General features: G+C 60.1%; 25 protein-coding genes and 1 pseudogene. 12 read left to right on the forward strand and 14 right to left on the reverse strand.

All coding sequences use genetic code 11. The annotated features are described in order from the left end of the window. Positions 1 to 149: 149 nt before the first annotated feature. From lapD to LOY56_RS06615, 4 genes and pseudogenes are all read right to left on the reverse strand, one after another. Positions 150 to 2,090: a cyclic di-GMP receptor LapD gene (gene lapD / locus LOY56_RS06600; RefSeq protein ID WP_258620621.1), complete on the reverse strand. Its 1,941-nt coding sequence runs from the start codon at positions 2,088 to 2,090 to the stop codon at positions 150 to 152. Between the two features lie 106 nt (positions 2,091 to 2,196). Next, positions 2,197 to 2,409, reverse strand: a pseudogene (locus LOY56_RS26855) (hypothetical protein); the annotation flags it as partial. Between the two features lie 280 nt (positions 2,410 to 2,689). Then, a complete protein-coding gene (locus LOY56_RS06610) occupies positions 2,690 to 3,085 on the reverse strand; it encodes a YbaN family protein (RefSeq protein WP_052966914.1) in 396 nt (131 codons plus the stop codon). Positions 3,086 to 3,095: 10 nt separating this feature from the next. After that, the gene (locus LOY56_RS06615; protein ID WP_258620625.1) at positions 3,096 to 3,683 is read right to left on the reverse strand and encodes a YecA family protein; all 588 of its coding nucleotides are present in this window, start codon (positions 3,681 to 3,683) and stop codon (positions 3,096 to 3,098) included. 318 nt (positions 3,684 to 4,001) lie between these two features. On the opposite strand from LOY56_RS06615, the gene recQ reads away from it, so the two are divergent. From recQ to LOY56_RS06635, 4 genes are all read left to right on the forward strand, one after another. Next, positions 4,002 to 6,131, forward strand: a complete 2,130-nt coding sequence (recQ, locus tag LOY56_RS06620; RefSeq protein ID WP_258620626.1) for a DNA helicase RecQ — start codon at positions 4,002 to 4,004, stop codon at positions 6,129 to 6,131. 120 nt (positions 6,132 to 6,251) lie between these two features. Beyond that, positions 6,252 to 6,686 carry a MarR family transcriptional regulator gene (locus LOY56_RS06625; protein WP_258620627.1) on the forward strand — a complete coding sequence of 145 codons (435 nt, stop codon included), beginning with the start codon at positions 6,252 to 6,254 and terminating at the stop codon, positions 6,684 to 6,686. A 128-nt stretch (positions 6,687 to 6,814) separates the two neighbouring features. After that, entirely contained in the window at positions 6,815 to 8,623 is a 1,809-nt protein-coding gene (locus LOY56_RS06630) for a FimV/HubP family polar landmark protein (protein WP_258620628.1), read from the forward strand. 57 nt (positions 8,624 to 8,680) lie between these two features. Further along, a complete protein-coding gene (locus LOY56_RS06635) occupies positions 8,681 to 8,968 on the forward strand; it encodes a SelT/SelW/SelH family protein (protein ID WP_258620629.1) in 288 nt (95 codons plus the stop codon). Here LOY56_RS06635 and LOY56_RS06640 read toward each other — a convergent pair. Together LOY56_RS06640 and LOY56_RS06645 are read right to left on the reverse strand one after the other, a co-directional pair. Further along, complete coding sequence (locus tag LOY56_RS06640) at positions 8,962 to 9,855, reverse strand: DMT family transporter (protein WP_258620630.1); 894 nt, start codon at positions 9,853 to 9,855, stop codon at positions 8,962 to 8,964. The genes LOY56_RS06635 and LOY56_RS06640 overlap by 7 nt on opposite strands. Before the next feature lie 99 nt (positions 9,856 to 9,954). Then, entirely contained in the window at positions 9,955 to 10,713 is a 759-nt protein-coding gene (locus tag LOY56_RS06645; RefSeq protein ID WP_258620632.1) for an AraC family transcriptional regulator, read from the reverse strand. Positions 10,714 to 10,849: 136 nt separating this feature from the next. Here LOY56_RS06645 and LOY56_RS06650 point away from each other — a divergent pair, with 136 nt between their 5' ends. Continuing rightward, positions 10,850 to 11,665 carry a UDP-2,3-diacylglucosamine diphosphatase gene (locus tag LOY56_RS06650; protein WP_258620634.1) on the forward strand — a complete coding sequence of 272 codons (816 nt, stop codon included), beginning with the start codon at positions 10,850 to 10,852 and terminating at the stop codon, positions 11,663 to 11,665. 856 nt (positions 11,666 to 12,521) lie between these two features. Here LOY56_RS06650 and LOY56_RS06655 read toward each other — a convergent pair. Continuing rightward, on the reverse strand, positions 12,522 to 12,833 hold the full coding sequence (locus LOY56_RS06655; protein WP_258620635.1) for an Mpo1-like protein: 312 nt from the start codon (positions 12,831 to 12,833) through the stop codon (positions 12,522 to 12,524). Positions 12,834 to 12,991: 158 nt separating this feature from the next. Between LOY56_RS06655 and LOY56_RS06660 the strand changes: the two genes are divergently transcribed. Further along, complete coding sequence (locus LOY56_RS06660; RefSeq protein ID WP_258620636.1) at positions 12,992 to 14,053, forward strand: AraC family transcriptional regulator; 1,062 nt, start codon at positions 12,992 to 12,994, stop codon at positions 14,051 to 14,053. Here the strand turns inward: LOY56_RS06660 and LOY56_RS06665 are convergent. After that, positions 14,010 to 15,464 carry a TrkH family potassium uptake protein gene (locus LOY56_RS06665; RefSeq protein ID WP_258620637.1) on the reverse strand — a complete coding sequence of 485 codons (1,455 nt, stop codon included), beginning with the start codon at positions 15,462 to 15,464 and terminating at the stop codon, positions 14,010 to 14,012. The genes LOY56_RS06660 and LOY56_RS06665 overlap by 44 nt on opposite strands. 123 nt (positions 15,465 to 15,587) lie before the next feature. Here LOY56_RS06665 and LOY56_RS06670 point away from each other — a divergent pair, with 123 nt between their 5' ends. Then, the gene (locus LOY56_RS06670; protein ID WP_258620638.1) at positions 15,588 to 16,154 is read left to right on the forward strand and encodes a nitroreductase family protein; all 567 of its coding nucleotides are present in this window, start codon (positions 15,588 to 15,590) and stop codon (positions 16,152 to 16,154) included. Positions 16,155 to 16,235: 81 nt separating this feature from the next. On the opposite strand, the gene LOY56_RS06675 is transcribed toward LOY56_RS06670, so the two are convergent. From LOY56_RS06675 to LOY56_RS06700, 6 genes are all read right to left on the reverse strand, one after another. Continuing rightward, positions 16,236 to 17,576, reverse strand: a complete 1,341-nt coding sequence (locus LOY56_RS06675; protein ID WP_258620639.1) for a cell wall metabolism sensor histidine kinase WalK — start codon at positions 17,574 to 17,576, stop codon at positions 16,236 to 16,238. A gap of 81 nt (positions 17,577 to 17,657) precedes the next feature. Beyond that, entirely contained in the window at positions 17,658 to 18,098 is a 441-nt protein-coding gene (locus LOY56_RS06680; protein WP_258620640.1) for an LTXXQ domain protein, read from the reverse strand. Positions 18,099 to 18,326: 228 nt separating this feature from the next. Further along, on the reverse strand, positions 18,327 to 19,004 hold the full coding sequence (locus LOY56_RS06685; RefSeq protein WP_258620641.1) for a response regulator transcription factor: 678 nt from the start codon (positions 19,002 to 19,004) through the stop codon (positions 18,327 to 18,329). A 7-nt stretch (positions 19,005 to 19,011) separates the two neighbouring features. Further along, positions 19,012 to 19,425, reverse strand: coding sequence for a translation initiation factor 2 (locus LOY56_RS06690; RefSeq protein WP_258620642.1), 414 nt, complete (start codon positions 19,423 to 19,425; stop codon positions 19,012 to 19,014). 110 nt (positions 19,426 to 19,535) lie between these two features. Next, entirely contained in the window at positions 19,536 to 19,835 is a 300-nt protein-coding gene (locus LOY56_RS06695) for a YciI family protein (RefSeq protein WP_258620643.1), read from the reverse strand. 1 nt (position 19,836) lies between these two features. Then, positions 19,837 to 20,433: a septation protein A gene (locus LOY56_RS06700; RefSeq protein WP_258620644.1), complete on the reverse strand. Its 597-nt coding sequence runs from the start codon at positions 20,431 to 20,433 to the stop codon at positions 19,837 to 19,839. 87 nt (positions 20,434 to 20,520) lie between these two features. Between LOY56_RS06700 and LOY56_RS06705 the strand changes: the two genes are divergently transcribed. From LOY56_RS06705 to rluB, 5 genes are all read left to right on the forward strand, one after another. Beyond that, a complete protein-coding gene (locus LOY56_RS06705; RefSeq protein WP_258620645.1) occupies positions 20,521 to 21,384 on the forward strand; it encodes a PHP domain-containing protein in 864 nt (287 codons plus the stop codon). A gap of 13 nt (positions 21,385 to 21,397) precedes the next feature. Further along, the gene (locus tag LOY56_RS06710; protein WP_258620646.1) at positions 21,398 to 22,027 is read left to right on the forward strand and encodes an L-threonylcarbamoyladenylate synthase; all 630 of its coding nucleotides are present in this window, start codon (positions 21,398 to 21,400) and stop codon (positions 22,025 to 22,027) included. Between the two features lie 60 nt (positions 22,028 to 22,087). After that, the gene (locus LOY56_RS06715) at positions 22,088 to 22,846 is read left to right on the forward strand and encodes a ScpA family protein (protein WP_258622576.1); all 759 of its coding nucleotides are present in this window, start codon (positions 22,088 to 22,090) and stop codon (positions 22,844 to 22,846) included. An 11-nt stretch (positions 22,847 to 22,857) separates the two neighbouring features. Continuing rightward, positions 22,858 to 23,850: an SMC-Scp complex subunit ScpB gene (scpB, locus tag LOY56_RS06720; RefSeq protein WP_258620647.1), complete on the forward strand. Its 993-nt coding sequence runs from the start codon at positions 22,858 to 22,860 to the stop codon at positions 23,848 to 23,850. A gap of 202 nt (positions 23,851 to 24,052) precedes the next feature. Beyond that, the gene (gene rluB / locus LOY56_RS06725; protein WP_258620649.1) at positions 24,053 to 25,315 is read left to right on the forward strand and encodes a 23S rRNA pseudouridine(2605) synthase RluB; all 1,263 of its coding nucleotides are present in this window, start codon (positions 24,053 to 24,055) and stop codon (positions 25,313 to 25,315) included. Positions 25,316 to 25,441 lie beyond the last annotated feature (126 nt).

Below are 25,441 nucleotides of genomic sequence, written 5' to 3' on the forward strand. Positions count from 1 at the left end.
CGGCGGACTGGATATCCATCATGTTCTCCTGGAAGGTGACAAGCCCTGAGTCCTCTCGGGACGCGGGGTTATCACACACCAGGCTGGGGAGGCTGGCTACTGTCAGATCTGACAGGGAGTGCACAGTTTAAGACGAGCGGTCGAATCCTTTACATCGGCTCCGGCGGCCCAATCAACCGCCCCATCACCCCAAACAACCCCAGCTCTCGAATCACTTCCAGCTCCCCCTGCGTCTCCACCATCTCCGCAATCAAGGGCAAATCAATGCTGTTGGTCGCCCGAAAAATGGCCTCGATGAACAACCGCTTATCACCTTGCTCATCAATGCCACGGAGATACGCCCCGTCGATTTTCAAGTAAGCCAACCCCAATTGAGTCAGGTTGCCAATCTGGCTGAAGCTGCCGCCGAAGTGCTGCAAACCGATGCGGTAGCCGGTGTTGAGCAGGCTATGGCTCAGGCGTTGCAGCTCTTCGGGGGGCGGCAGTTGGCGTTCGTCGATTTCCAGGGTCAGCAGTGGCGCCAGTTCCGGCAGTGATTCAAGGATGTCGCAGATTAGTTTCAGCTGGGTCTGATCGCGCAGGGTGTTGCCGGACAGGCTCAGGGCGAGCGGCCAACGGTTGGCGGCGAGGTATTCGAGGGTGGTTTCGAGCATCGCCAGGTCGAATCGCGCCGACCAGCCAAGGCGTTCGATCCATGGCAGGAAATGCCCGGCGGCAATTGCTTCGCCCTGCGGGTCGAGCAGGCGCGCGAGGACTTTGTGATGCAGCACCTGGCTGGTGTCGGTGCATTGCACCACCGGTTGGAAATACAGCTGCATCTTGCCCTCGGTCAGCGCGTCGTCGATCCAGCTGCGCCAATCGCGTTGAGAATGATTTGGCGCGGTATCGGCGTGGTCCAGGTACATCCAGGGTCGCTCGGGATGTTGCCGAACCTGAGTCAATGCCTGATCGAGGCGCAGCAGCACGTTGCTGGCCGATTCGCCGGGGTGATAAGGGACCACGCCCAAGTGCGCCACCGGCATGCAATCGCTGGCACCGGTCAGGCGCAGGTTTTCCAGAGTGGCGCTGATTTCGGAGGCCAGGCGTGCGGCATCCTTAGTGTCCAGGCCCGGGGTCAGCAAGCTGAATTCGCCACCGCGATTGCGCGCCGCAAGCCAGGTTCGACGTTCCGGCGGCTGCGTCAGGCGTTTGAGCAATTCGCCAACGGCGCCAATCAGGGTATCGGTGCGCTGGCCGCCCAGACGTTGGTTGAGGCCGATCAGGTCATTGATCCGCAGCATTAGCAAATGGCCGTCGCGGCTTTGCTCTGAAACCAGTAGTTCGTCGGCCAGTTGCTCATCCAGCAAGCGCCGGTTGGCCAGACCCGTAAGACTGTCCTGATAAGATTCGGACCGCAGTTTTTCACTGCGCGCAGCCTCTTCTTCGAACAGTGCCTTGAGCTTTTCCACCATCTGGTTCATGGCCTGCACCACGCGTTTGAGTTCCGGTGTGCGTGGCAGATTCGGCAAACTGCGGAACTCGCGTTTGCTGATGGCTTCGGCCTGTTTGACCATTTTGTCGAGTGGCCGCAGTTGCCGACGCAACAGCCAGCCACCAAACACTGCGCTGAGCAGTCCGCAAATCAGCAGCCAGATCAAGCTGCCAAGGGTGCTGTCCCAGAGTTTGGCCAGGGCGAATTGCGGATTGCTCAGCACTTCGACACGCGCCGCTTGTTTCCAGCCACGCATGATCAGGGCATCACCACCCTGTGGACGCAGGTTCACCAGGCTGACGAACCAGCCGGGAACGCCTTCGATTTGCGTCGGTGCGTTGCGTTCCACCAACACCCGTTCATCCACAATATTGACGACCCGAATGCTGCTGAAGTAGCCGCTGTCGAAAATCGAGCTGACCATCAGTTCGATCATCGCCGGGTCGTCGAGCTGCGCGGTCAATGACAAGCCCAGTGCCGTGGCGGCGTCCTGGGCGTGGGAGCGCAATTGGCCGAGCATCTGTTCGCGAGCGCTTTCCAGGCTGACAAAAAAGTTGCCGCTAAAGGCCACCAGCAAGAACAGGCAAATGGCGAGAAACAACTGTTTGCGCAGTGACATAAAACGCTCCTTGCAGTAGCGGCTCGCCTTCGCCCACGACCAACCCTTCAAATTGCATCTTTTTCAACACGTCTTGCCAACGCGACCGTTTTTTCGAGTCGCTGTGCTGAAAGCTCAGCTGTTGATTGAAGAAGCGATTGACCGCATTCAGTTGTTCGTGCTCGGACGCGTTGAGTTCGCCATGCAGCAGTTGACTCCAGGCCTCGATCCGTCCCCAGACACTGACCAACCCCGCCCGCAGAAAACTCGCCAGCAGCAGCCATCCGCCGAACCGAAGTCGGAGCGTTGACCCTCCTGGACTACGCGGACAGCAGGACATGTCTGGCTGCTCGGGTGCAGATGTCTGAAGTCTAGGCGGGGTTTTCAGCGAGGAAGGGCAGGTCGTCGGACGAAAGGATGTCGGCAGGATGCTTTCCGTGGCGAGGGAGCTTGCTCCCGCCGGCCGATCCGCGCCCGGGCGCAGCAGTCGCAAGACCAGTCAGTGCGGTGTGTCAGGAAAAGTTGGGTGGCTGGTTTTGGGGTCGCTTCGCAACCCAGCGGGACGGTGCGGCGTTCCGACAAGCTCCCTCGCCACAAAAGCCCGTTGGCCACAGATGGGGTCAGGATTTATGCAGGGTTTTCTGCTTGAGGATATAAACCGTCACCAGCACTGCGCTGGTCAGCATGAACCCTCGCGCCCACGGCAAGGGTACCAGGTAGCAGGAAAGCAGGATGCTCGCCCACATCAACCCGATGGCGTAGACCTTGCCCTTGAGCGGAATACCATTGCCGCTCAGGTAATCGCGAACCCACGGCCCCAGCCGTGGATGTTCAACCAGCCACTGATAGAAGCGCGGCGAGCTGCGGGCGAAACAGGCGGCCGCCAGCAACAGGAACGGTGTGGTGGGCAGCACCGGCAGGAAAATCCCGATCACCCCCAGCGCTACGCTCAGCCAGCCAATGGCCAGCAGCACGTAGCGCAACATCAGGGGGCGGTTGCCTATGGGGTTGTCCATAGGCAACCCCTTAGTGGTGACGTGGCTTGAGGATCGCCGGTTTTTCGTCTGGCGCGTTGCACAGCAGGTACAGCGCGGTCAGGGCTTCCGGGATCTGCACGATCATGTCGTCCATCAAGTTGGCATCTTTGGCGATGTCTTCGAACTCTGGTTGCTCGTCGAACAGACCCGAACCGACCATGATCGGCAGCAGCATTTCGCTGACTTCGTCTTCGGCGGTTTCGAACCAGGCGGCTTCGCGCAGGAACACGCCTTCCATGAAACCGATGCACCAGCCGCGCAGGTCGGAATCGTCCGGATCATCACCCAGGTCGAGGTCGCACGGCAGCTCGAACTCTTCGTCGGACGCCAGTTGGCGGGCGATGTGTGCCTTGAGCAGCAGCAGGGTGGATTCGATCGCTTCACGCTCGGTGTCGTCGGCGTAATGCGGCTCTTCGGCGAAGAGCGCGTCGATCCATTCACGGTCGGGAACGGTTTCGGAGCAGATCGACAGCGCAGTGAGGTAGCCGTGGGCGGCCACGTAGTCCAGCGCCTCGTCATGCAGCTCGTCGGCGTCGAGGAAGACTTGCAGGCGGGTTAATTGCTCAGCGAAGGACATTAAAGGGCTACCTTGGGGAATATACGATGCGGGAATTCTAGGCCTTCTTGAGCGCTTGGGCCAGCCGTGCGGCTTATTTGCGCCGCTGACACACCACCTCTCCCTGTGAGCTGCCGCAGGCTCGGGCTTTTCATGTGTCCTATCAGCGGCGCCCTTTGCCGGACAGGCGTCGGGTATACTCGCGCGTTTTGTGATGCCCTGCTGGCGTCACGGCTGAAATATGCAGCGTCATGTAATGCGCACTTACGATTTGTCGGTGCAGCGTTGGTGATTCTGAACCAGCCTTGCAGGGATGTTTCGGTGATTTTTGGAGTTTTTATGCTCGAACAGGCTCAACGCGTTCTCAAGGACATCTTCGGCTACGACAGTTTCCGTGGCCGTCAGGGTGCAATCATTGAGCGCGTGGCCAGTGGCGGCGACGCCCTGGTGCTGATGCCTACCGGTGGCGGCAAGTCCTTGTGCTTCCAGGTGCCGGCATTGCTGCGCGAGGGGTTGGCGGTGGTGGTGTCGCCGCTGATCGCGCTGATGGACGATCAGGTCGCCACCCTCGAAGAGCTGGGCGTCGCGGCGGCGGCGTTGAACTCCACGTTGAGCGCGGAACAACAGCGTGATCTGGCGGCGCGAATCAAGCGCGGCGAGGTGAAAATGCTCTACCTGGCGCCCGAGCGCCTGGTTCAGCCGCGCATGCTGGCCTTCCTGCAAAGCCTTGAAATCGCCCTGTTCGCCATCGACGAAGCGCATTGCGTGTCCCAATGGGGGCACGATTTCCGTCGCGAATACCTGCAACTGGGCCAGTTGGCGGAATTGTTCCCCAACGTGCCACGCATTGCCCTGACCGCGACGGCCGACAAGCGCACCCGCGAAGAAATCGTCGATCGCCTGCATTTGCAGGATGCCGAGCGTTTCCTCTCGAGTTTCGACCGCCCCAATATTTTCTATCGCATCGTGCCCAAGGAACAGCCGCGCAAGCAGTTGCTGGCGTTCCTCGCCGAGCGGCGTAGCGATGCGGGTATCGTTTACTGCCTGTCGCGCAAAAAGGTCGATGAAGTAGCGGTGTTCCTCAGCGAGCAAGGTTTTCCGGCGCTGCCGTACCATGCCGGTCTGCCCAACGACACGCGGGCTCACCACCAGAAGCGCTTCCTCAACGAGGAAGGCCTGATCATGGTTGCCACCGTGGCGTTCGGCATGGGCATCGACAAGCCTAACGTACGTTTTGTAGCGCACCTCGATTTGCCGAAGTCCCTTGAAGCCTACTATCAAGAAACCGGTCGCGGCGGTCGTGATGGCCTGCCGGCGGATGCCTGGATGGCGTACGGCCTGCAAGACGTGGTGATGCTCAAGCAGATGCTGCAAAACTCCGAAGGCGATGAGCGCCACAAGCGTCTGGAGCAGCACAAGCTCGACGCCATGCTCTCGCTCTGCGAAGAAACCCGCTGCCGCCGCCAGACCCTGCTCGCGTACTTCGATGAAGACATGCCCGAGCCTTGCGGCCACTGCGACAACTGCGTCGATGGCGTGCAGACCTGGGATGCCACCGAGCCGGCCCGTCAGGCGCTGTCGGCAATCTACCGCACTGGTCAGCGTTATGGCGTCGGTCATCTGGTGGACGTATTGCTGGGCAAGGACAACGAAAAGGTTCGCAGCTTTGGTCATCAGCATTTGTCGGTATACGGCGTAGGCAAAGCGATGGGGGAGAGTGAATGGCGCTCCCTGTTCCGACAGCTGGTTGCCCGTGGTCTGGCGGATATCGACCTCGAAGGCTACGGCGGGCTGCGCCTGAGCGACACCTGCCGACCGCTGCTCAAGGGCGAAGTGACCCTGGAACTGCGTCGCGATCTCAAGCCACAAATCACGGCCAAGACCGCGAGCAAGAGCCCGGCCAGCCAACTGGTTCGCGGTGAAGAGCGCGAACAGTGGGAAGCCTTGCGTACCCTGCGGCGCAAACTGGCCGAAGAGCATGGCGTGCCGCCGTACGTCATCTTCCCCGACTCAACCCTGCTGGAAATGCTCCGCAGCCAACCGACCTCGCTGGCGCAAATGGCCACGGTCAGCGGCGTTGGTGCGCGCAAGCTGGAGCGTTATGGCGAGGCCTTCCTCGAAGTGCTCGGTGGCCAGGTCGAGGCGCCAAAAGTGGTGGCCGATGTGCGCCACGAGTTGATCACCTTGGCCCGGGCCGGCATGACACCACTGCAGATCGCCGGTCAGTTGCAATGCTCGGAAAAGAACGTTTACGCGATGCTCGCCGAGGCGATTGGCAAACAGCAGTTGTCGCTGGAACAGGCGCTGGACCTGCCCGAAGAGTTGATGGGCGAAGTCCAGGACGCTTTCCTCGACGGCGAAGGCGAACTGCCGCCCGTGTCGGAAATTGCTGCGCTTTTCGCGGGAAGAGTTCCGGAAGGCGTTTTGTACTGCGTTCGTGCTGCCCTGCAGTCGGAATTCGAAGTCTGAATGACCTGCGGCACAGATGTAACGATTCAGTACAGAGCCAGCCTTGCCTATAGCCAAAGGTCATGCTTAGCTGACTAATAATTAGTTTTTCTCTATTTTCAGTCTAACCATGAGTGTTTTATGCCGTTAACCGATCAACACCGCTTTGGCATGCAGCTGGCCCAGATGTCTCGTGGCTGGCGTGCCGAACTGGACCGCCGACTGGCTGGCCTGGGTCTGTCCCAGGCGCGCTGGCTGGTGTTGTTGCACCTGGCGCGTTTCGATGAAGCCCCGACCCAACGCGAACTGGCACAAAGCGTCGGCGTCGAAGGGCCCACCCTGGCTCGACTGCTCGACAGCCTGGAAAGTCAGGGCCTGGTACAGCGCCAATCAGTGCTGGAAGACCGTCGGGCGAAAAAAATCGTCCTCTGTGCCCCGGCCCGGCCCCTGATTGAACAAATTGAAACCATTGCCACCCAGCTACGCCATGAATTGTTCGAGGGCGTTGATGAGGCGGATTTGAAGGTCTGCATGCGGGTCCACGGGCACATCCTGGCCAACCTGGAAAAGTCTTGAGGCATAACCACGTGTTGGACTTTTGAGATACCCCGTTGGGCAGACTATAAAGAACTACTAGGCAATATCGTGTTCGTACCGGATGTGCGAACACGTACAGGTTGGTTCTGGTTATCTAAGGGATGCTCATGCTCGAGAGTTGGCACGTTGTATTGCGGTGTTGCACCAGGCTGCTGCTGGTCGGTGGTGCCGTCACTTACTCGGCATTGGCCCCTGCGCTCGGGTTGGGTGAGATTACCCAGCATTCGGCGTTGAATCAGCCGTTCAATGCCGACATCGCCCTGGTGGATGCGGGTGGCCTGGAGGAGGACGAACTGTCCGTCAGCCTGGCGACGGCGGACGAATTCAGCCGCGCCGGTGTCGAGCGGGTGTTCTTCCTCAACGATCTGAAGTTCACTCCTATCCTGCGGGGCAACCGCAGCCTGATTCGGGTGACTTCCAGCAAATTGGTCAAGGAACCCTTTCTGAATTTTCTGGTGCAGCTCAATCAGCCCAATGGGCGTTTGCTGCGCGAGTACACCGTGCTGATCGATCCGCCGGGTTCGCCGGCCACTGTTCCCGTCAACGATGACCCTGTGCCGCGTCCTCAGTCTTCGGCATTCCCATCCGTGGAACCGGCTATAGCACCGCCATCTGCCGTGAAAGGGACGACACCCAAGCCTGATGTCGATAAACCAGCCGCCACGCCTGCGAGTGATCCTGTTGCTGAGCAATTGGCCGCCAGCGTGCTGCAGAACCAAGCGTTGCAAAAGACCATTGATGAACTCAATGCGAAGCTTCAGGCTCAGGACGAGCAGATTGCCCGCCAGAAAAAGGTGACCGAGCTGCAAGCCCGATTGGCGGAAGTCAAACAGGCAGCGGCGGTGCCGGTGACGCCCGAAGTGATGTCACCGACATCCGCAGAAACAGAAGAGTCTGAGCCGATTCCGTGGTTGCTGATCATCGGGTTATTGGCGCTGATGGCATTGGTGTTGCTCGCCGTATTCATTCGCCGTCAACGACAGCAGGTCCAGGCTCAGGTCCAGTCCGGGCCGTTGCCCGTACTGCCGTCGCGTCACGAGCCGGTACTCAACCGCCCGGCAGAACCCGCCCGGTCGACGTCCCTGCCGCAACCGGTAGCCGACTCGGCCGAAGAGACACCCGCAGGCGATGTGCTGGAGGGGGTGGGTATCTATCTGGCGTATGGCCGTTTGTCCGAAGCGGCCGGACTGTTGCGAGAGGCGTTGGTCAGGGAACCCCAGCGCACCGATCTGGCCGTGCAGCTGTTGGAAGTCCTCGGTAAACAGGGTGACGTGCAAGCTTATGAGGCGCAGGAAAGCAGCCTGCGAGACGCCGGGTTCGATGCACAGCAACTTCAGGACATCCGCGCCCGCCATCCGAAACTGATCAGCTCCGCACCGGCGGTCGCCGCCGTAGCAGTGGTTCCTCCCACGCCTGCAATCCCTGAAGCGGCACCGAGCGATGAGTTCCAGTTGAACCTCGATGACCTGTCGATGGATTCGAATTGGGACCTGATCAGCCCCTTCGAAAACTCATCATCCAGCGCTAAACCGTCGAATGAGTCAGCGCAGGTAGACGACCCCGGGTTCACCTCGAATCTGCATGTATTGCCCGATGTTTTCGAAATGCCCGAGGAGCCGACGCTGGACGAGCCCGAGCTTGAATCGATCGCCGAACCTGATGCTCAATCTCTGGACGAGACCTTTCTCAACGAGTTCAGCGATCCCGGCCAGCCGCTGGAGCTTGAGCCGCTGAATGCCGAATTGATGGATCTTGAGCTGGCCGGGCCGAGCAGCGCAGGCAAACTCGAACAGGCCCAGACCTGCATCGACGATGGTGATCTGGACAGTGCCATCGAGCTACTTAACGAGTTACTCAAGGAAGGCGACGAACCGCTCAAGGAGACGGCCCGGACGCTGTTGGCGGGTATCCGATAAACTTTTTCCCTGTAGGAGCGGGATAGCGATGCCCTCAGCTCTGGAGTTTTACCCATCATGACTGCACATAAACCGGAAATCGTCATCACCTACTGCACGCAATGCCAATGGCTGTTGCGCGCCGCTTGGCTGGCCCAGGAACTACTCAGCACCTTCGGCGACGACCTGGGCAAAGTGTCCCTGGTGCCCGGCACCGGCGGGGTTTTTCACATTTTCTGTGATGAGGTGCAGATTTGGGAGCGCAAGGCCGACGGTGGTTTTCCCGAGGCCAAGGTGCTCAAGCAGCGGGTCCGCGATCAGATCGATCCGGACCGCGACCTCGGCCACAATGACCGCGCTCAGTGAGACGCGGCTTCTGCCGCCCCGGCGTTCTTGCTTGAACTGCCGGACAACCGGCTCGAGACCACGATAGCCACGATGATCAGCGCGCCGCCGATCAGCATGCGCAGTGTCGGGTTTTCATCGAACAGCAGCCAGGCCAGGGTGATGCCGTAAACCGGTTCCAGAGCGAATACCACTGATGCAGTCCGGGCTTTGATCACCGCCAGGCTGGCGACGAACAGGCTGTGGGCGACGCCGGTGCAGAACACCCCGAGCAGGCCGATCCACAGCCAGTCGATGGCGTGCACTTCGCTCAACTGCGGTGCCGCCACCGGCAGCAGGCAGAGCGCAACCACCACGTTCTGACACAGTGCAGCCTGCACCGGCGGGATTCGTCCGGAGCTGGCGCGGTTGGTCAGGGACAACAGGGCGAACAGCAAGCCGGACGCCACTGCCCACAACAAGCCAGTGGTGGCGCCGCTGGCCAGATCGAAATCCGGCGTGACCAGTACCAATCCGACGCTGACCAATACCACCAACAGGATTTCGTTGGCGCGGATGCGCTCGCGGAAGATCAGCCCTTCGAGGATTACGGTAAACGCCGGGAAACTGGCAAAACCCAGGGTCGCGATCGCCACCCCGGCTACCTTCACCGCGATGAAGAAACTTACCCAGTGCCCGGTCAACAGCAAGCCACTGAGCAGCAGGCGACGCAGGTCTACAGCGTCGAGTTGTTGCCAACGGGTATTGCTGGCGAACCGTGCGAAAAACGCCAGGGCGAGAACGGCAAACGCAGCGCGGCCAAAAACGATGATGGCGGGCGAGGCGGCGGCGAGCTTGCCGAATACGCCGGTCAGGCCGAACATCAGTGCACCGATATGCAGAGCGCCAAGGGCGGTACGGGGAGTCATTGCAATCCTTGATAAACGTAGTGAGTCCGGCCGACAACACGGTCGGCCCCCGTAGCATTGAATCGTGCTGAGTCGGTTATGTCTGTCGCCAGACTCGCGTCATTTGTCGCCAGCCTCGCGGCGCAATTTACCGGGTGAGGCACCGAACTCACGCAGCACCGCGGCGGCGAACGCACTCTGCGAGCTGTAACCGACCCGACAGGCGATCTCGCCGATGGGCAGCGCCGATTCGCGCAACAGGCTTGCGGCAATGTGCAGCCGACGACTGCGAATGTAATCCATCGGCGTCTGCCCGCATTCCGCCACGAACCGTGCGTGCAACCGAGCGCTGGACAGGCCGGCAATGCGCGCCAGATCGGCGACTTGCAGCGGATAGGCCGCGTATTGATCGATGTGCGCATTCAGCGCCGCATAAGGCAGACGCCGACCGCCCACAGTGTCGGGTTTGGCGTTGTTGAGGCTGGCCAGCAACAGCACTGCGCCTTGCTGGGCGATCAGCGGATCACTGACCTGACTCCCCGCCAGCCAACTCACTAGTTGGCTTTGCCCGGCATCCAAGGGAAGGCGCCCGGCGTTGTCGAGCAAGCGCCGACTGGCATCGGCGTGATCGCCAAGGGACTGAGAAACCCATTGGTCGCTCGGCACATCCAGCACCAGACAACGACTGCCATGGGCGCTGTCGCAGGCATGATGCGCGCCCGATGGCACCACCACGAAACTCTGCTGCACTACCTGACTGCCATGCCCCTCGACCTCGAAATCCAGCGCGCCTGACAGCCCGAACACCAATTGCGCGTGGTCGTGGCTATGGACGATCAGGTCGTGGGTGTACTGGCGTAGCGTGAGGATCGGTCTCATCGCAGGTCTCCTGGGCAGGTCGCCAGTCTACACCGGGTGCAGCCAGACTCGCGCTGTCACAAGACTGACTTGCCACTGTCATGGGCAATTCACCCGACCGGCGCAAGCTTGCCAAAACTTGTCCTGAGGGTTGCCCATGACCAGCGCCGAGCTCGCCAAACCCAGCCGTAAGCAACGTGTGCGGACCTTGTGGATTTCCGATGTGCATTTGGGCACCCGAGACTGTCAGGCCGAACATCTGTCGCAGTTCCTCAAGGGCTACCACGCCGACAAGATTTACCTAGTCGGTGACATCATCGATGGCTGGAAACTGCGCAGCGGCATGTATTGGCCGCAAGCGCACACCAATGTGATTCGTCGTTTGCTGACCATGAGCAAGCGCGGCACGGAAGTGATCTATGTCACCGGCAACCATGACGAATTCCTGCGCCGTTATTCGAAGCTGATGCTGGGCAATATCCAACTGGTGGACGAAGCCGTTCACGTGACCGCCGATGGTCGTCATCTGCTGGTGATTCACGGCGACCAGTTCGACGTGATCACCCGCTACCACCGCTGGCTGGCGTTTCTCGGCGATTCGGCCTACGAATTCACCCTGACGCTCAACCGCTGGCTCAACCATTGGCGTGCCCGTTATGGCTATGGCTATTGGTCGCTGTCGGCGTATCTCAAGCATAAGGTCAAGACTGCCGTCAGCTTCATCAGCGATTTTGAAGAAGCCATCGCCCACGAGTGCGTCAAACGCGAATTGCACGGGGTGGTGTGCGGGCACATTCACCATGCCGAGATTCGCAAGGTTGGCGAGGTGGATTACCTCAATTGCGGGGATTGGGTGGAGTCATGTACGGCGCTGATCGAGCATTGGGACGGCTCGATCGAGCTGTATCGATTGGCCGATGCCCAGGCACGGGAGGCAGAATTGAAGGCCATTAAAGTCGTGGAGCCGGCTTGAAAATCAGGTGTGTTGGCTGACCGTATCGCGGCATGGGGATCTACACATTTCTTGAACTACAGAGATTTACTCTTGGGTCTTGGGTCTTGGGTCTTGGTGTTGGGTGTACATATCCGTTTCTGCGGTAACGGCCGCTGGCGGTTTCGCTTTTACAGCGAGTCCCTTTTCCAAACGCCGAAAAGGAACCAAAAGGCTTTGCCCCTCCATTCGGTGCCTCGCCTAGGCTCGGCATGCCCTCACTTCGGCATTGCTCCGGGGGCGGCTACCGCGGCATCCCTGCCGCGGTGCCCCCTGCGCAACGCCTGCGTTCGGCCTCTGGGAAAGGGGCGGCAGATCAAGATCAAAAGTCAAAACAACGGCAACGGCAAGATCAACAGCTTCGCGAGCAGGCTCGCACACATTAGTTGGACTGAGTGCATTCGGGGAAGACTGGTCGGCTGACAGGCCGCCATCGCAGCGATGCGCCGACCCGATAAGCCAACCCCCACAAAAAAATCAGCGCACATCCGCTCTGCTTTTCACCACTCAACAGGCCGAGCGTTAGCTCGCCTGCAGCTTTTGATGTTGACACACCGCGCCCTCGAGAGGCCGAGTGGAGGTTCTGCGCAGTGGGCAACCCGGCATGGATGCCGGGTTAGCCGCGCACGGCCAGGGATGGCCGATCGCGGCGGGCCCACGGAGCAGTACCGGAGCGAGGGCATGCCGAGCCTGGGCGAGGCACCGAACGAAAGGGGCAGAAGCCTTTTGGTTACTTTGGGCTGGGCCGGCATTCCGGCTTTTCCAAAGTGACTCGCTGTAAAAGCGAAACCAATAGAAGCCGTGACCGCAGAAATGGATATGTACACTCCAAAGAAGCCTAGAACGGCACACGACCCAGAATCATGTCGCGGTACATGACGAAATCGCCGAGCAGGCTGTAGAGAGGATGCTGAAAGGTAGCAGGGCGATTTTTTTCGAAGAAGAAATGCCCGACCCAGGCAAAGCTGTAACCGGCCAGCGGCAGGGCCAGCAACATCCACCACGCGCCTTTGCCGATGATCAGCGCCAGCATGAAAATAACCAGCGAGGTGCCGACAAAATGCAATCGTCGGCAAGTGCTGTTGCGGTGTTCGCTGAGGTAATACGGGTAAAACTCAGCGAAGTTGTTGAAGCGTTTGATGTTTTCCACGACTGCGGTCCCTGTGGTTACTGTGCACGCGACAAGTTGTTCTGCGGGTAGCTTATTTGAGTCTAGAGTGATCATTGGTATCAGCCAGTGACAATAGGCGCCACATTAGTATCCTTGGGTATTGGGTCGTGGCATGCGGCCATCACGTAGTAAACGCCATGAGCGAACGAACGACTTCTGCAAGCTGGGCGATGGGGATTGTCAAAGCACTGGAAATGGACGGCCTGGATTGCCGGGTTCTGTTCAAACAGCTAGGGCTCGACTATGCGGCACTGGATGATCCGGATGCGCGCTTCCCGCAAGATTCCATGACGCGGCTTTGGCAGCGCGCGGTTGCGTTGTCCGGTAATCCGGCCATTGGCCTGAACATGGGCAAGGTGGCGCGACCGGCGTCCTTCCATGTCGCCGGTTATGCCTTGATGTCCAGCCAGACCCTGGCCGAAGGCTTTCAGCGACTGGTGCGTTATCAGCGAATCATTGCCGAAAGTGCTGACCTGAGTTTCAGATTATTGGCTGAGGGATATGCGCTGATTCTGACGGTCCACGGCGATCATTTGCCGCCGACTCGACAGAGTGCCGAAGCCTCCATGGCTTGCGCCCTGGCACTCTGCAGCTGGCTGACCGGACGCACGCTGCAGCCGCGCAAGGTCTTGTTGCAAGGCGATAATCCCGTTGATCTTGAACCTTACAAACAAGCCTTCCATGCTCCCTTGTTGTTCAATGCGCCTTATGACGCCCTGATCTTCGAGCGCGCCGACATGGAGGCACCGCTGCCCACCGCCAACGAGGCCATGGCGCGGTTGCACGACCGGTTTGCCGGCGAGTACCTGGCGCGATTTTCCGAAAGCCGCGTGACCCATCAGGTGCGGCAGGTGTTATGCCGTCTACTGCCCCAGGGCGAACCCAAGCGTGATGCGGTGGCCCAGACGCTGCACTTGTCGCAACGTACCTTGCAGCGTCGCTTGCAGGAGGAGGGCACGAGTTTTCAGACATTACTGGATGACACCCGGCGTGAATTGGCCGAGCAATACCTGGCGCAACCGAACATGACCCTGCTGGAAATTGCCTACCTGCTGGGGTTTGCCGATCCGAGCAACTTCTTCCGCGCCTTCCGACGCTGGTTCGATTCCACCCCCGGCGAATACCGGGCACGGATGATGGAAGCGCCCATGCCGATTAGTGACGCCAGAACGCCGGGATACACAGAACAAACACCGTAATGATCTCCAGCCGGCCCAGCAGCATGCCGAACGAGAGAATCCACTTCGCGGCAGCTGGCAGGCTGGCGAAGTTACCCGCCGGGCCAATCGTTTCGCCAAGCCCCGGGCCTACGCCAGACACCGTGCTGGCCGCGCCGGTAAGTGCCGTCATCCAGTCCACGCCGAGCAGCGACAGCAACAGCGCGATGACGCAAATGGTGATGGCGAAGAAGAACGAAAAGGTCAGGATCGAGCGCACGATCTCTTCGTCGAGACGGTGGCCGTTATATTTCTGCTTGATCACTGCCCGCGGGTGAATCAACTGGTTAAGGTTGGCTTTGAGCAGAATATAGGCCACCTGGAAGCGGAAAATCTTGATCCCGCCAGCGGTGGAACCGGAGCAGCCGCCAATAAACCCCAGATAAAAGAACAGCATCAGTGAGAAGTTGCCCCAGAGGCTGTAGTCCCCCAGTGCAAAACCGGTGGTGGTCACCACTGATGTCACGTTCAGCGCCACATGCCGCAAGGCCTCCAGCCAATGCAGCTGGGTGGTCCACCAGTACCAGGTGCCGAGCACCAGCCAGGTCACCAGCAACATGCCGAGCAGGCCTTGAACCTGTTCATCCTTGATCAGCGCCCGACGGTTACCACGCAACGTGGCGACATAGAGGGTGAACGGCAGGGCACCGAGAATCATGATGACGATCGCGACCCAATGCACCGCAGGCTCCGGCCACTTGGCCAGGGATTGGTCGGAAGTCGAGAAACCACCGGTGGAAATCGCTGACATCGCATGATTGATTGCATCGAACGGGCTCATCCCGGCCCACCAGAATGCCAGGCTGCCGAAAATGGTGATGCCGACGTAGGCCGCAACGATCAAACGCGCCACCATGTGCGAACGGGGCATGACCTTTTCGGAACGGTCCGACGATTCGGTCTGAAACAGCCGCATGCCACCGATGCGCAGCAATGGCAGAATCGCTACCGCCATGCCGATAAAGCCGATGCCACCGATCCAGTGCAGCAATGAACGCCACATCAGGATGCCGGGAGACATGTTGTCCAGGCCATTGAGCACCGTCGCACCGGTGGCGGTGATGCCGGACATGCTTTCGAAGAACGAGTCGGTGTAGCTGATGTGCTGGGTCAGCAGGAATGGCAGGGCGGCGAAGATGCACACCACCAGCCAGCTGCTGACAGTCAGCAGGTACATGTCTCGCGGGCGCAGATGGATGTGCTCGGGGCGCCCCGGTATCACCAGGGCCAGACCGGCGACAAAGGTGATCATGCTCGCCCAGAGGAAAGACGGCAGGTCGCTGGTGCGCTCGAAGATCACCAGGGTGGCCATGGGCACGACCATGGCGATGGCCAGCGTGATCAGGAAGATGCCGATGATGAAACCAATGATCCGTAAGGTCGGCAACGCCATGAAGTCCGCTCGGGTTGATAGTGGGGAAGGGCGCCATTCTACCTGCGGGGCAGGGCATGTAAACCGACGCCGTCGCGACAGTTGACGCTAGAATAGCCAGACATTTTCTACAGGAGGTGGCCGATGCAGGCTCTCGACGCTTTGCTCAACCGTGTTTCCGTTCCACGACTGCTCGATCCGGCACCGACTGCCGAGCAACGGGGAGTGTTGTTTGCCGCCGCGATGCGCGCGCCAGACCATGGCCACTTGCAGCCTTGGCGCTTCCTGACAGTCGAAGGCGCGGCGCGCGAGCAAATGGGCGAGTTACTGGCCGAAGCGGCGAAGCTGCAAGACAGTGATGTGTCCGAGGCCTTGCTGGACAAGGCGCGCAACGGTCCGTTGCGTGCACCGCTGGTGGTTGTGGTGATTGCGCGTTTGCAGGAACACGACAAGTATCCCAAGTCCGAGCAACTATTGGCGGCCGGTTGTGCAGCTCACGGGATTTTGCTGGCGGCCTATGCGCAAGGCATTGGCGCGGTGTGGCGCACCGGTGAGCTGGCGTATTCGGCGCATGTGGCCAAAGGCTTGGGATTGGCGGAAGGGGAAGAAGTGATTGCGTTTCTTTACCTTGGCACGCCGCAGAAAGAACCGCGGGTGGCGGAGAAGGTTGATTTGACCGAGTTTGTTAGCGCTTGGTCCGGTAAGGCCTGAAGATCAAAAGATCGCAGCCTCGTTTCACTCGACAGTTCCTACAGAGTGAAACGAGGCGATCTTTTTGCATCACCACTGCACTTATGGCTGCACCACCGCCCCCGGCACCAACGGCAATTCCAGGCTGGCAATAAACCCGCCCTGCGGGTGATTGGCCAGCACCAGGCTGCCGCCATGCCGTTCCGCCGCACGGCGCGCGATGGCCAGGCCCAGGCCATGCCCGGCCGCTGTCTGCCCCGGTGCCCTATAAAACGGTTCGCCCAGCAGGTTCAAATGCTCGGCTTCGACGCCAGGGCCGTGGTCACGCACGCTGACCACAATCCTGTCGCCTTGACGCAACGCCTGCATTTCGATCGGTTGGCCGACCGGGTTAAAGCGCTGGGCATTGCGCACCAGGTTGTCCACGGCGCGCTCGATCATGGTCGGCCAGCCTCTGAGGGTAAGTTGCGGCTCGGTCTCAAGGCATACATTCTGCTCTGGCGAGCCCATCTGAGCGTCTTTTTGCAGGGTATTGAGCAGCGAGTTGAGATCCACTTCTTCAGCACTGGCGTTGTCGGCATCGACGCGCGCCAGTACCAGGATTTCGCTGATCAGCGCTTCCAGTCGATCGCATTCGCGGGTCAGGCGTGGCCAGAGTTTTTCTCGCTCCTCAGGATTGGCCCGCTCGGCCAGTGCCAACGCAATGCGCAGTCGGGCCAAGGGTGAACGTAATTCGTGAGACACATCGCGCAGTAATTGCCGCTGGCTGCCGATCAGGCTTTGCAGGCGCGCGCCCATGCGGTTGAAGTCGTTGGCCAGCACACCGAACTCATCGCGTCGATTGGCCAGTTGCGCCAGGCTGTTCTGTTGATACGTTGTCTGCCCCAGGTCATGCACCGCGCCGCGCAAACGGCTCAGCGGTCGGGTGATGGAAAAGGTCACCAGCAGGCTGAACAGCGTCAGCACCACCAGCGCGATACCCAGCGCACTCAACGGCCAAAGCAGGCTTTCACGGTGCCAGGCGTCCAGTTCCGGGTGCGGAATACGGTAGATCAGCAGGTAGGTGTCGCCCGTTTTGGCACTGGTGTATTCATCGGTCAGACGTCGCCACGGCAGGCGTCGATCATCGTTTTGTTGCCGTGCCTCGAACGCCGCCGCCCGCCGAGGGAAGGTGCCGCGTACCACCGGGTCACCGGTCTCATTGAGCACCTGAACGTCGATGTGATACTGGCGCTTGCGTTGCTCCAGAATGTCCTGGGCGGCATCTTCGCCCTGGCTTTCGTAGGTTTGCGTCCACTGTTCGGGCAGGTTGTTAAGGCCCGGGTGGCGACTGAGAATCCACGCGTCCTGGTTGAGCATGTGCCCGAGCAGAATGGAAAGCCCTGCAACCAGAGCGATGGCCAGCCAGAAGCTGGCCAGGATACGCCAGAACAATGAGCGCACAGAAAATCCTCAACTAGCGCAAATCCATGTGGGAGGCAATAGACCCAACGGGGTTTAGCCATTGGGTCCAGGGTTAGCGCATTATTGCGCCTTTTGCGCTTTCCAGGCCTTGAACTCGGCCCATTCGGCGCGGCGCTCCGCCTCTTTCTTCTGGATCTCGTCGAATTGTTTCTGTTGATCCGGTTTCAGCTGCGCGCGAACATCGGCTTCGGCTTTCTTGTGCTTGGCCTCCATCTCATCTTTCAGGGCTTTCTGATCGGCTGGCGAGAGTTTTTCCAGGTACTTGTCGACCAATTGCTGACGCTCATGCATCTGCTCGCCCATGATCTTGCGGATCTGCTCGCGCTGTTCGCGGCTCAGGTCCAGTTGGCTGTAGGGGCCTTTACCGTGCATGCCGTGCATCTGACCGCCGTGGCGTGAGCCGTCCATGTGGTCACCCATCGGCCCTGCGCCTTCAGGCATGGCCATGGCAACGGTCGGCAGGGCGGCAGCAAACATCAAAGCGATAAGAGTCTTGCGCATGGTGTATCTCCTTGTCTCGTTCCCGGTACGTTCCGGATGTGTGCAGATTACGCAGATCAAGGTCAGCGACGGTCAGCGGAGCGTAAAGCTTGGGTAAAGACGATTTTCTACCTTGCTGACAAAACTCCACAGCCACCAGTCTGTGGCGAAGGAAATTGCTGTGGTGAGGGAGCTGTTGTGGCGAGGGAGCAAGTTCCCTCGCCACAGGTTATTCATGTCCGTTCATTCTTACAGGCTGTAGTAGTAACCGCGACTGCGCAGGGCAACGATGCGTGGGCGGCCATCGGGGTGTGGGCCGATTTTTTTGCGCAGGTTGCTCACGTGCATATCCAGGCTGCGGTCGTACAGGGTCAGTTTGCGACCGAGGGCGATTTGCGCCAGTTCCTGTTTATCCAGCGGTTCGCCGGGCTGCTTGAGCAGGGCTTCGAGCAGACGGCTTTCGGAGACGGTCAGGGTGAACTCCTGTTCATCGATGCTGACCACGCCACGCACCGGGCTGAAGCACAAGTCGCCCAGTTCGACTTGGCTGGAGACGGCCGCCGGATGACTGCGGCGTAACACCGCGCGCAGGCGCGCTGTCAGCTCCCGTGGGTCGCACGGCTTGGCCAGGTAATCGTCGGCACCGAGTTCCAGGCCGAGGATGCGGTCCAGCGGTTCGCCACGGGCCGAAAGCATCAGCACCGGCAAATCCGGATGGTCGTTGCGCAGTTGCTTGAGCAGTTCCAGGCCGCTGCCGTCTGGCAGCATCACGTCCAGCACCACGGCCGCGGGGGACGTTTCGGCCAGCGCGCGACGGGCACTCTGGCCATCGTGACAGGCGCGGACCTGAAAGCCTTCCTGGCTCAGCCAACTGCTCAGGAGCTCACACAGCTCCTGGTCATCATCAATTAATAACAGCTCGCTCATGACTCACTCAATTTAGCCATTGCCGACGTTTTCTGGTTGCGCCACTGGCGAAGATACCGCAGAGCAGGGCCGATAGCGCTACTGCGGCACCGATAACGAACCATTGCTGCTGATCTGTCAGCAGGCGTGGCAGCGGGCTGCTGGCCTGGGCTTCCTTGAGTTGCAGCTTCAGGCGCTGATTCTCTTGGCGCAACCGGCTCAGCTGGGCGCTTTCGCGTTCGCCATCGGTATTTTGCAGTTGTTTGCTCAATTCTTCTCGTTGCTGTTCGCTTGCCTTCAAGCGCTGCTGCAACTCGGTGATCTGGCTGCCGGCGCTCAAGGACAGCGGCGTCGAACTACCGCCATTGGCGCTTTCTTCACCATGGGCGGGCGCCATGATCGACAACGTCACCAACATCAGACACAACGGACCTTTGCGCATCGCAACTCCTGATTCCAATACGAGTATTGGGCAGGTTGTCGGCCGGTAAACGAGAATAATGAGCGATTGAACGCGCGATGAACCGATAAGGTTCATCGCGAGGCAGGACACTAGGGCAGGACTTGCTTGAACGGCTTGACCGAAACGTTGGCGTAGACGCCTGCAGCGATGTATGGATCAGCGTCGGCCCAGGCCTTTGCGGCGCTCAGCGAATCGAATTCGGCGACGATCAGGCTACCGGTGAAACCCGCGGCGCCCGGATCATTGCTGTCGACGGCCGGGTTAGGGCCGGCCAGTACGATACGACCTTCGCCTTTAAGCACTTGCAGGCGCTCAAGGTGCGCAGGCCGTGCGGCCAGGCGGGCTTCCAGGGAGTTGGCGACGTCTGTGGCAACGATTGCGTAAAGCATGTCAGTCCTCGGTTTTTGGCGTGGTGGTATCGGCGTCGTGCAGGTGGCGGGACAAGTAAATGCCTTGGGCGACCAGGAACAGCAACGTCATGCCCAGGCTGCCGAAGACCTTGAAGTCGACCCAGTAGCTCTGGAACGTGAAGGCAACGAACAGGTTGGCGGCGCCGCAAAACAGGAAAAACCCGATCCAGGCGATGTTCAGGCGGGTCCAGACCGGCTCCGGCAAGGTCAGCGCGTGGCCCATGATGCGTTTGATCAGCAGTTGGTCACCGACGAAGTGGCTGCCGATGAACGCCAGGGCAAACAGCCAGTTGACCACCGGGGCTTTCCATTTCAGGAAGGTCTCGCTGTGGAACGCCAGGGTCAGGCTACCGAAGACCAGGCAGGCGATGAGGGTCAGCCACTGGCTCTTCTCCAGCTTGCGCTGCTTGATGAACAGCGTGCCGTAAACCACCAGGGAGCTGATGATCAGCATCGCAGTGGCGCTGTAAATACCACCGACAGTCAGTTGATGACCGCCAATGTCGACGACCCGTGGATCGATTTTGAAGACGATGAAAAACAGCAGAAGCGGGATGAAGTCGATGAATTGTTTCACAGTGGCAGCCAGAAGCAGGATGTGGCGGCATAATAACAAACATATTGACGCGCGATAGCGTCACCTGATTTGAGGTTACACAGTCCTGTGAATGTTGATTTGCACTGCCATAGCACGGCTTCCGATGGCGCCTTGGCGCCTGCGGTACTGGTTGCGCGTGCGTTCGAGAAAGGCGTGCGAGTCCTGGCCTTGACCGATCACGACACCCTTGAAGGCCTCGACGAGGCCCGTAGCGCCGCGACGGCGCTGGGGATGCAACTGGTCAATGGCGTCGAATTGTCCTGCACCTGGGGCGGGGCAACCATTCACGTGCTGGGCTACGGTTTCGACGTCAATGCGCCGCCGTTGGTCGAGGCCATCGCAAAATTGCACGATGGCCGCTGGCTACGGTCCGAAGAAATAAGCCGCAAGTTGGCGTTGAAAGGCATGCCGGGGGCGCTTGACGGCGCCCGGGCCATTCAACAGGCGCTGGGCGACAGCGGTAATGCGCCGGCCCGCCCGCATTTCGCCGACTGGATGGTGTGCGAAGGTTTCGTCAAGGATCGCGCCGAAGCGTTCCGCAAATGGCTGGGTGCCGGCAAACTGGGGGACGTCAAACAACACTGGCCGACCCTGGAGGAGACCGTCGAAACCCTGCGCGCCGCGGGTGCCTGGGTCAGCCTGGCGCATCCTTGGCACTACGATTTCACTCGCAGCAAGCGTCGTCGCCTGATTGCCGACTATATTCAAGCAGGGGGCCACGCGATAGAAGTGGTCAATGGCCATCAACCCGCCGAACAGGTGGGCAGCCTGGCGATTCTTGCCCGCGAGTTTGGTCTGCTGGTCAGCGCCGGCAGTGATTTTCATGGCCCTGGAGGCTGGTCCGAGATCGGTGAATACCGCCCGCTTCCAGAGGATCTGCCGCCACTGTGGTGTCGATTCAAACATGACCCAATTATTGCCGTCGTCTGAACAGGTAGAGAATGTGAGTCAATTTTTCCAGATTCATCCGGAAAACCCGCAAGCGCGCCTGATCAAACAGGCAGTCGAGATCATCCGCAACGGCGGTGTGGTGATTTATCCCACAGACTCTTCCTACGCCATTGGTTGCCAGATCGGCGACAAGAACGCCGTGGAGCGCGTGCGTCGGCTGCGTCAGCTGGATGAGAAGCACAACTTCGCGCTGATTTGCAGCGACCTGTCGCAGTTGGGGCTGTTTGCCAAGATTGATACCGGCACCTTCCGTGTGCTCAAGGCTCACTTGCCTGGCCCTTACACCTTTATTCTCAACGCCACCCGCGAAGTCCCGCGGCTGTTGCTGCACCCGAAAAAGCGCACCATTGGCCTGCGTGTGCCAAGCCATCCGATTGCGTTGGCGCTGCTGGAGCAGCTCGGCGAGCCGCTGATGAGCGTGACCCTGATCATGCCCGGCGACACCGACCCGCTAACCGATCCCTACGAGATGCGTCAATTGCTCGAGCATCAGGTGGACCTGATCATCGACGGCGGTTTCGGCGGGATCAAGGCATCCACCGTGATCAGCCTCGCCGACGGCGAGCCGGAAGTCATCCGCGTTGGTTGCGGCGACCCTGCGCCTTTCATGGCCGAGGCCTAGATGTCTGCAGTAGAACCCGTCGACAGCCAGGCTGGCGCTCAGCAAGAACTGCCTTTCGCCATGGTCTATGGTCAGGCGGTCATGGAAATGCCGCTGGACCTGTACATCCCGCCGGATGCGCTCGAGGTCTTTCTTGAGGCCTTCGAAGGCCCGCTCGATTTGCTGCTGTACCTGATCCGCAAACAGAACATCAACATCCTCGACATTCCGGTGGCGGAAATCACCCGGCAGTACATGGGCTATGTCGAGTTGATGCAGTCGGTGCGCCTGGAGCTGGCCGCCGAGTATCTGGTGATGGCCGCGATGCTGGCCGAGATCAAGTCGCGGATGCTGTTGCCCCGTGCCGAGACGATCGAAGACGAAGAAGACGATCCTCGCGCTGAGCTGATTCGCCGCTTGCAGGAATACGAACGCTTCAAGGCTGCTGCCGAAGGCATCGATGGTCTGAGCCGCGTCGGCCGCGACGTGGTGGTGCCCAAGCTCGATGCCCCGCAAGCCCAGGCACGCAAACTGTTGCCGGATGTGAGGCTGGAAGAGTTGCTGATGTCCATGGCCGAAGTCCTGCGCCGGGGCGACATGTTTGAAAGCCACCAGGTCAGCCGTGAAGCGCTGTCCACCCGCGAGCGCATGAGCGATGTGCTGGAGCGGCTCAAGGGCGGTGGTTTTGTGCCCTTTGTCGAGTTGTTCACCGCTGAAGAAGGGCGCCTGGGGGTGGTGGTGACCTTTATGGCGATCCTCGAGCTGGTCAAGGAATCCTTGGTCGAGCTGGTGCAGAATGAGCCGTTCGCGGCGATCCATGTCCGGGCCCGAGCCGAATAACGAGTTGAATCATGAACCTGACTGAACCCCGCGAGCTGGCGCCACTGCTTGAAGCTTTTCTGTTGGCCTCGGGAAAACCGCAATCGCTTGAACGCCTGTTCGAACTCTTCGAAGAAGGCGAGCGGCCCGAACCATCGGTTTTCAAGAAAGCGCTGACGATTCTGGCCAAATCCTGCGACGGCCGTGCTTTCGAGTTGAAGGAAGTCGCCTCCGGGTATCGCCTGCAGATCCGCGAAAAGTTTGCGCCGTGGGTCGGACGTTTGTGGGAAGAGCGGCCGCAGCGTTACTCGCGGGCCATGCTCGAAACCATGGCCCTGATCGCCTATCGCCAGCCGATCACCCGGGGCGAGATCGAAGACGTGCGCGGCGTGGCCGTCAACAGCCACATCGTCAAAACCCTGCTGGAACGTGAGTGGATCCGCATCGTCGGTTACCGCGATGTACCCGGCAAACCGGCTATGTTCGCCACCACCAAGGCGTTTCTCGATCATTTCAACCTGAAAAACCTCGACGATCTGCCGCCGCTCGCTGAACTGCGTGAGCTGGAACCTGCTCCTGTCCTCGATTTCGACGACGCGCCGGTGCCGGCCGGGTTGCAAGAACTGGCCGATGCCAGCGCCGAGCCGGAGGAACCCAAGGAAGAAACCAGCTTCCACACACTGTTGCTGGAACTGGACACCATGGAAGAGGGGCTCAAGACCGATTTCGACGATTTGTTGCGCGATGGGGTAGTGACCGAGACCGACGGGGAGCTGGCGGAGCCCGAGCCTGAAACCGAGGTTGAACCTCAGGTTGAGGCCGAAGCCGAAGTTGAAGATGAAGTCGCACCAGAGCCAGAACAGGAAGATGACATTCTTGGCTTCGCCGAAGCTCGTGAAAAACTCCTGGCCGCCGTTGCCGCGCTCGAACAGTCGAAGCCCGAGCCCGAGTTGACCGACGAAGAAGCCGAAGCCAAGGCTCTGGCAGAAGCAATCGAGGCCGAGCGTCGCCAGTTCGACGACTGAAACCCGCCAAAAGATCTTGTTTCCCCGGAGTGCCACCGGTCGGCGGAAAAACAAATAACCTTCTGTCGATCAGCTAGTCTCTGATGCGCGAACGTCTCCATGAGCGTATGATTCGCGACCCTTTGGCGATCACTTCGCCTAAGTACGCAGATTTACATCGCTTCAGGCAAAGCCTGAACAGACCACACCGGGAGGTGCCCAGATGAGTATCAACGACCAGAAAGACGACCAGGAAATCGGCCCAGCAGGCGAAAAACTGCAGAAAGTCCTCGCCCGTATCGGCGTCGGCTCGCGCCGTGACGTAGAAGCCTGGATTAGCCACGGCCGCATCAAGGTCAATGGCAAAGACGCCACCCTCGGCCAGCGTGTCGACATGCATGACGCCATCACCATCGATGGCCGGGTGATCAAGCGCGAAGAAGCCGCCGAGTCGGTACGCCGCGTGATCATGTACAACAAGCCCGACGGCGAAATCTGCACCCGTGTCGACCCGGAAGGCCGTCCGACCGTGTTCGACAAGATGCCGCGTCCGAAAGAAGGTCGCTGGATCAACATCGGTCGTCTGGACATCAACACCACCGGTTTGCTGATGTTCACCACCGACGGTGAATTGGCCAACCGCCTGATGCACCCTTCCTACGAGATGGACCGTGAATACGCGGTACGTGTACGGGGTGAAGTCGACGACGAGATGATTGAACGCCTGAAGGCAGGCGTAGTGCTCGAAGACGGCCCGGCCAAGTTCACCGACATCAAACAGGCGCCGGGTGGCGAAGGTTTCAACCACTGGTACCACTGCGTGGTGATGGAAGGTCGTAACCGCGAAGTCCGTCGCCTGTGGGAATCCCAAGGCCTTGTGGTCAGCCGCCTGAAGCGCGTGCGTTTCGGTCCGGTGTTCCTTAATTCCGACCTGCCGATGGGCCGCTGGCGCGAAATGAGCCAGTACGAAGTCGACATTCTCAGTGCTGAAGTCGGCCTGACGCCGGTGGCGATGCCGCAAATGAACGCCAAGAGCAAGGACAAGCTCGATCGTATGCAGCGTAAATCGTCGCGTCCGATGGGCAAGACCGAGCGCGTGCGTACATTGCGTCCAGCGGCTGGTGCCCCGGCCACAGCGCGTGATTCTCGTGAGCCGCAGATCGAAGGCGAACGCCCGGCCCGCAAGCCAGCACTCCGTCAGGACGGCGAGCGCGGCCCACGTACGCCGCGTCCGGCCAACGGTCGCACTGAGCGCGGCGAAGGCCGTGGCGCTCCGTCCGGTGGTCGTAGCGATCGCGGCGCGCCTGCCGGTCGTGGTACGCCCGTGGCAGACCGCCCGGCCGATACCAAGCGCCCGGCCAAGCCGGCGCCGAAGAAACGCCCAGGCATCGTGCTGGTCGATCGTGACGCGCCATCGGGCAAGCGTCGCGGCGCGCCAGCCGGTTCCGGCCAGCGTCCAGGCTTCGGTCGTCGCAAGCCTGAGTAATCGGTAAGCGCCTCATGAAAAACGCCATCCTCGGGATGGCGTTTTTTTTGGGTCTGGTTTTAGTGGTGCGGCTTCCAAGCAGGCTATTTCCTTAGGAGGCTTTCTGTCGTCAACGGACAGTCTGCG

The organism is Pseudomonas sp. B21-048, assembly GCF_024748615.1.
Lineage (GTDB): Bacteria > Pseudomonadota > Gammaproteobacteria > Pseudomonadales > Pseudomonadaceae > Aquipseudomonas.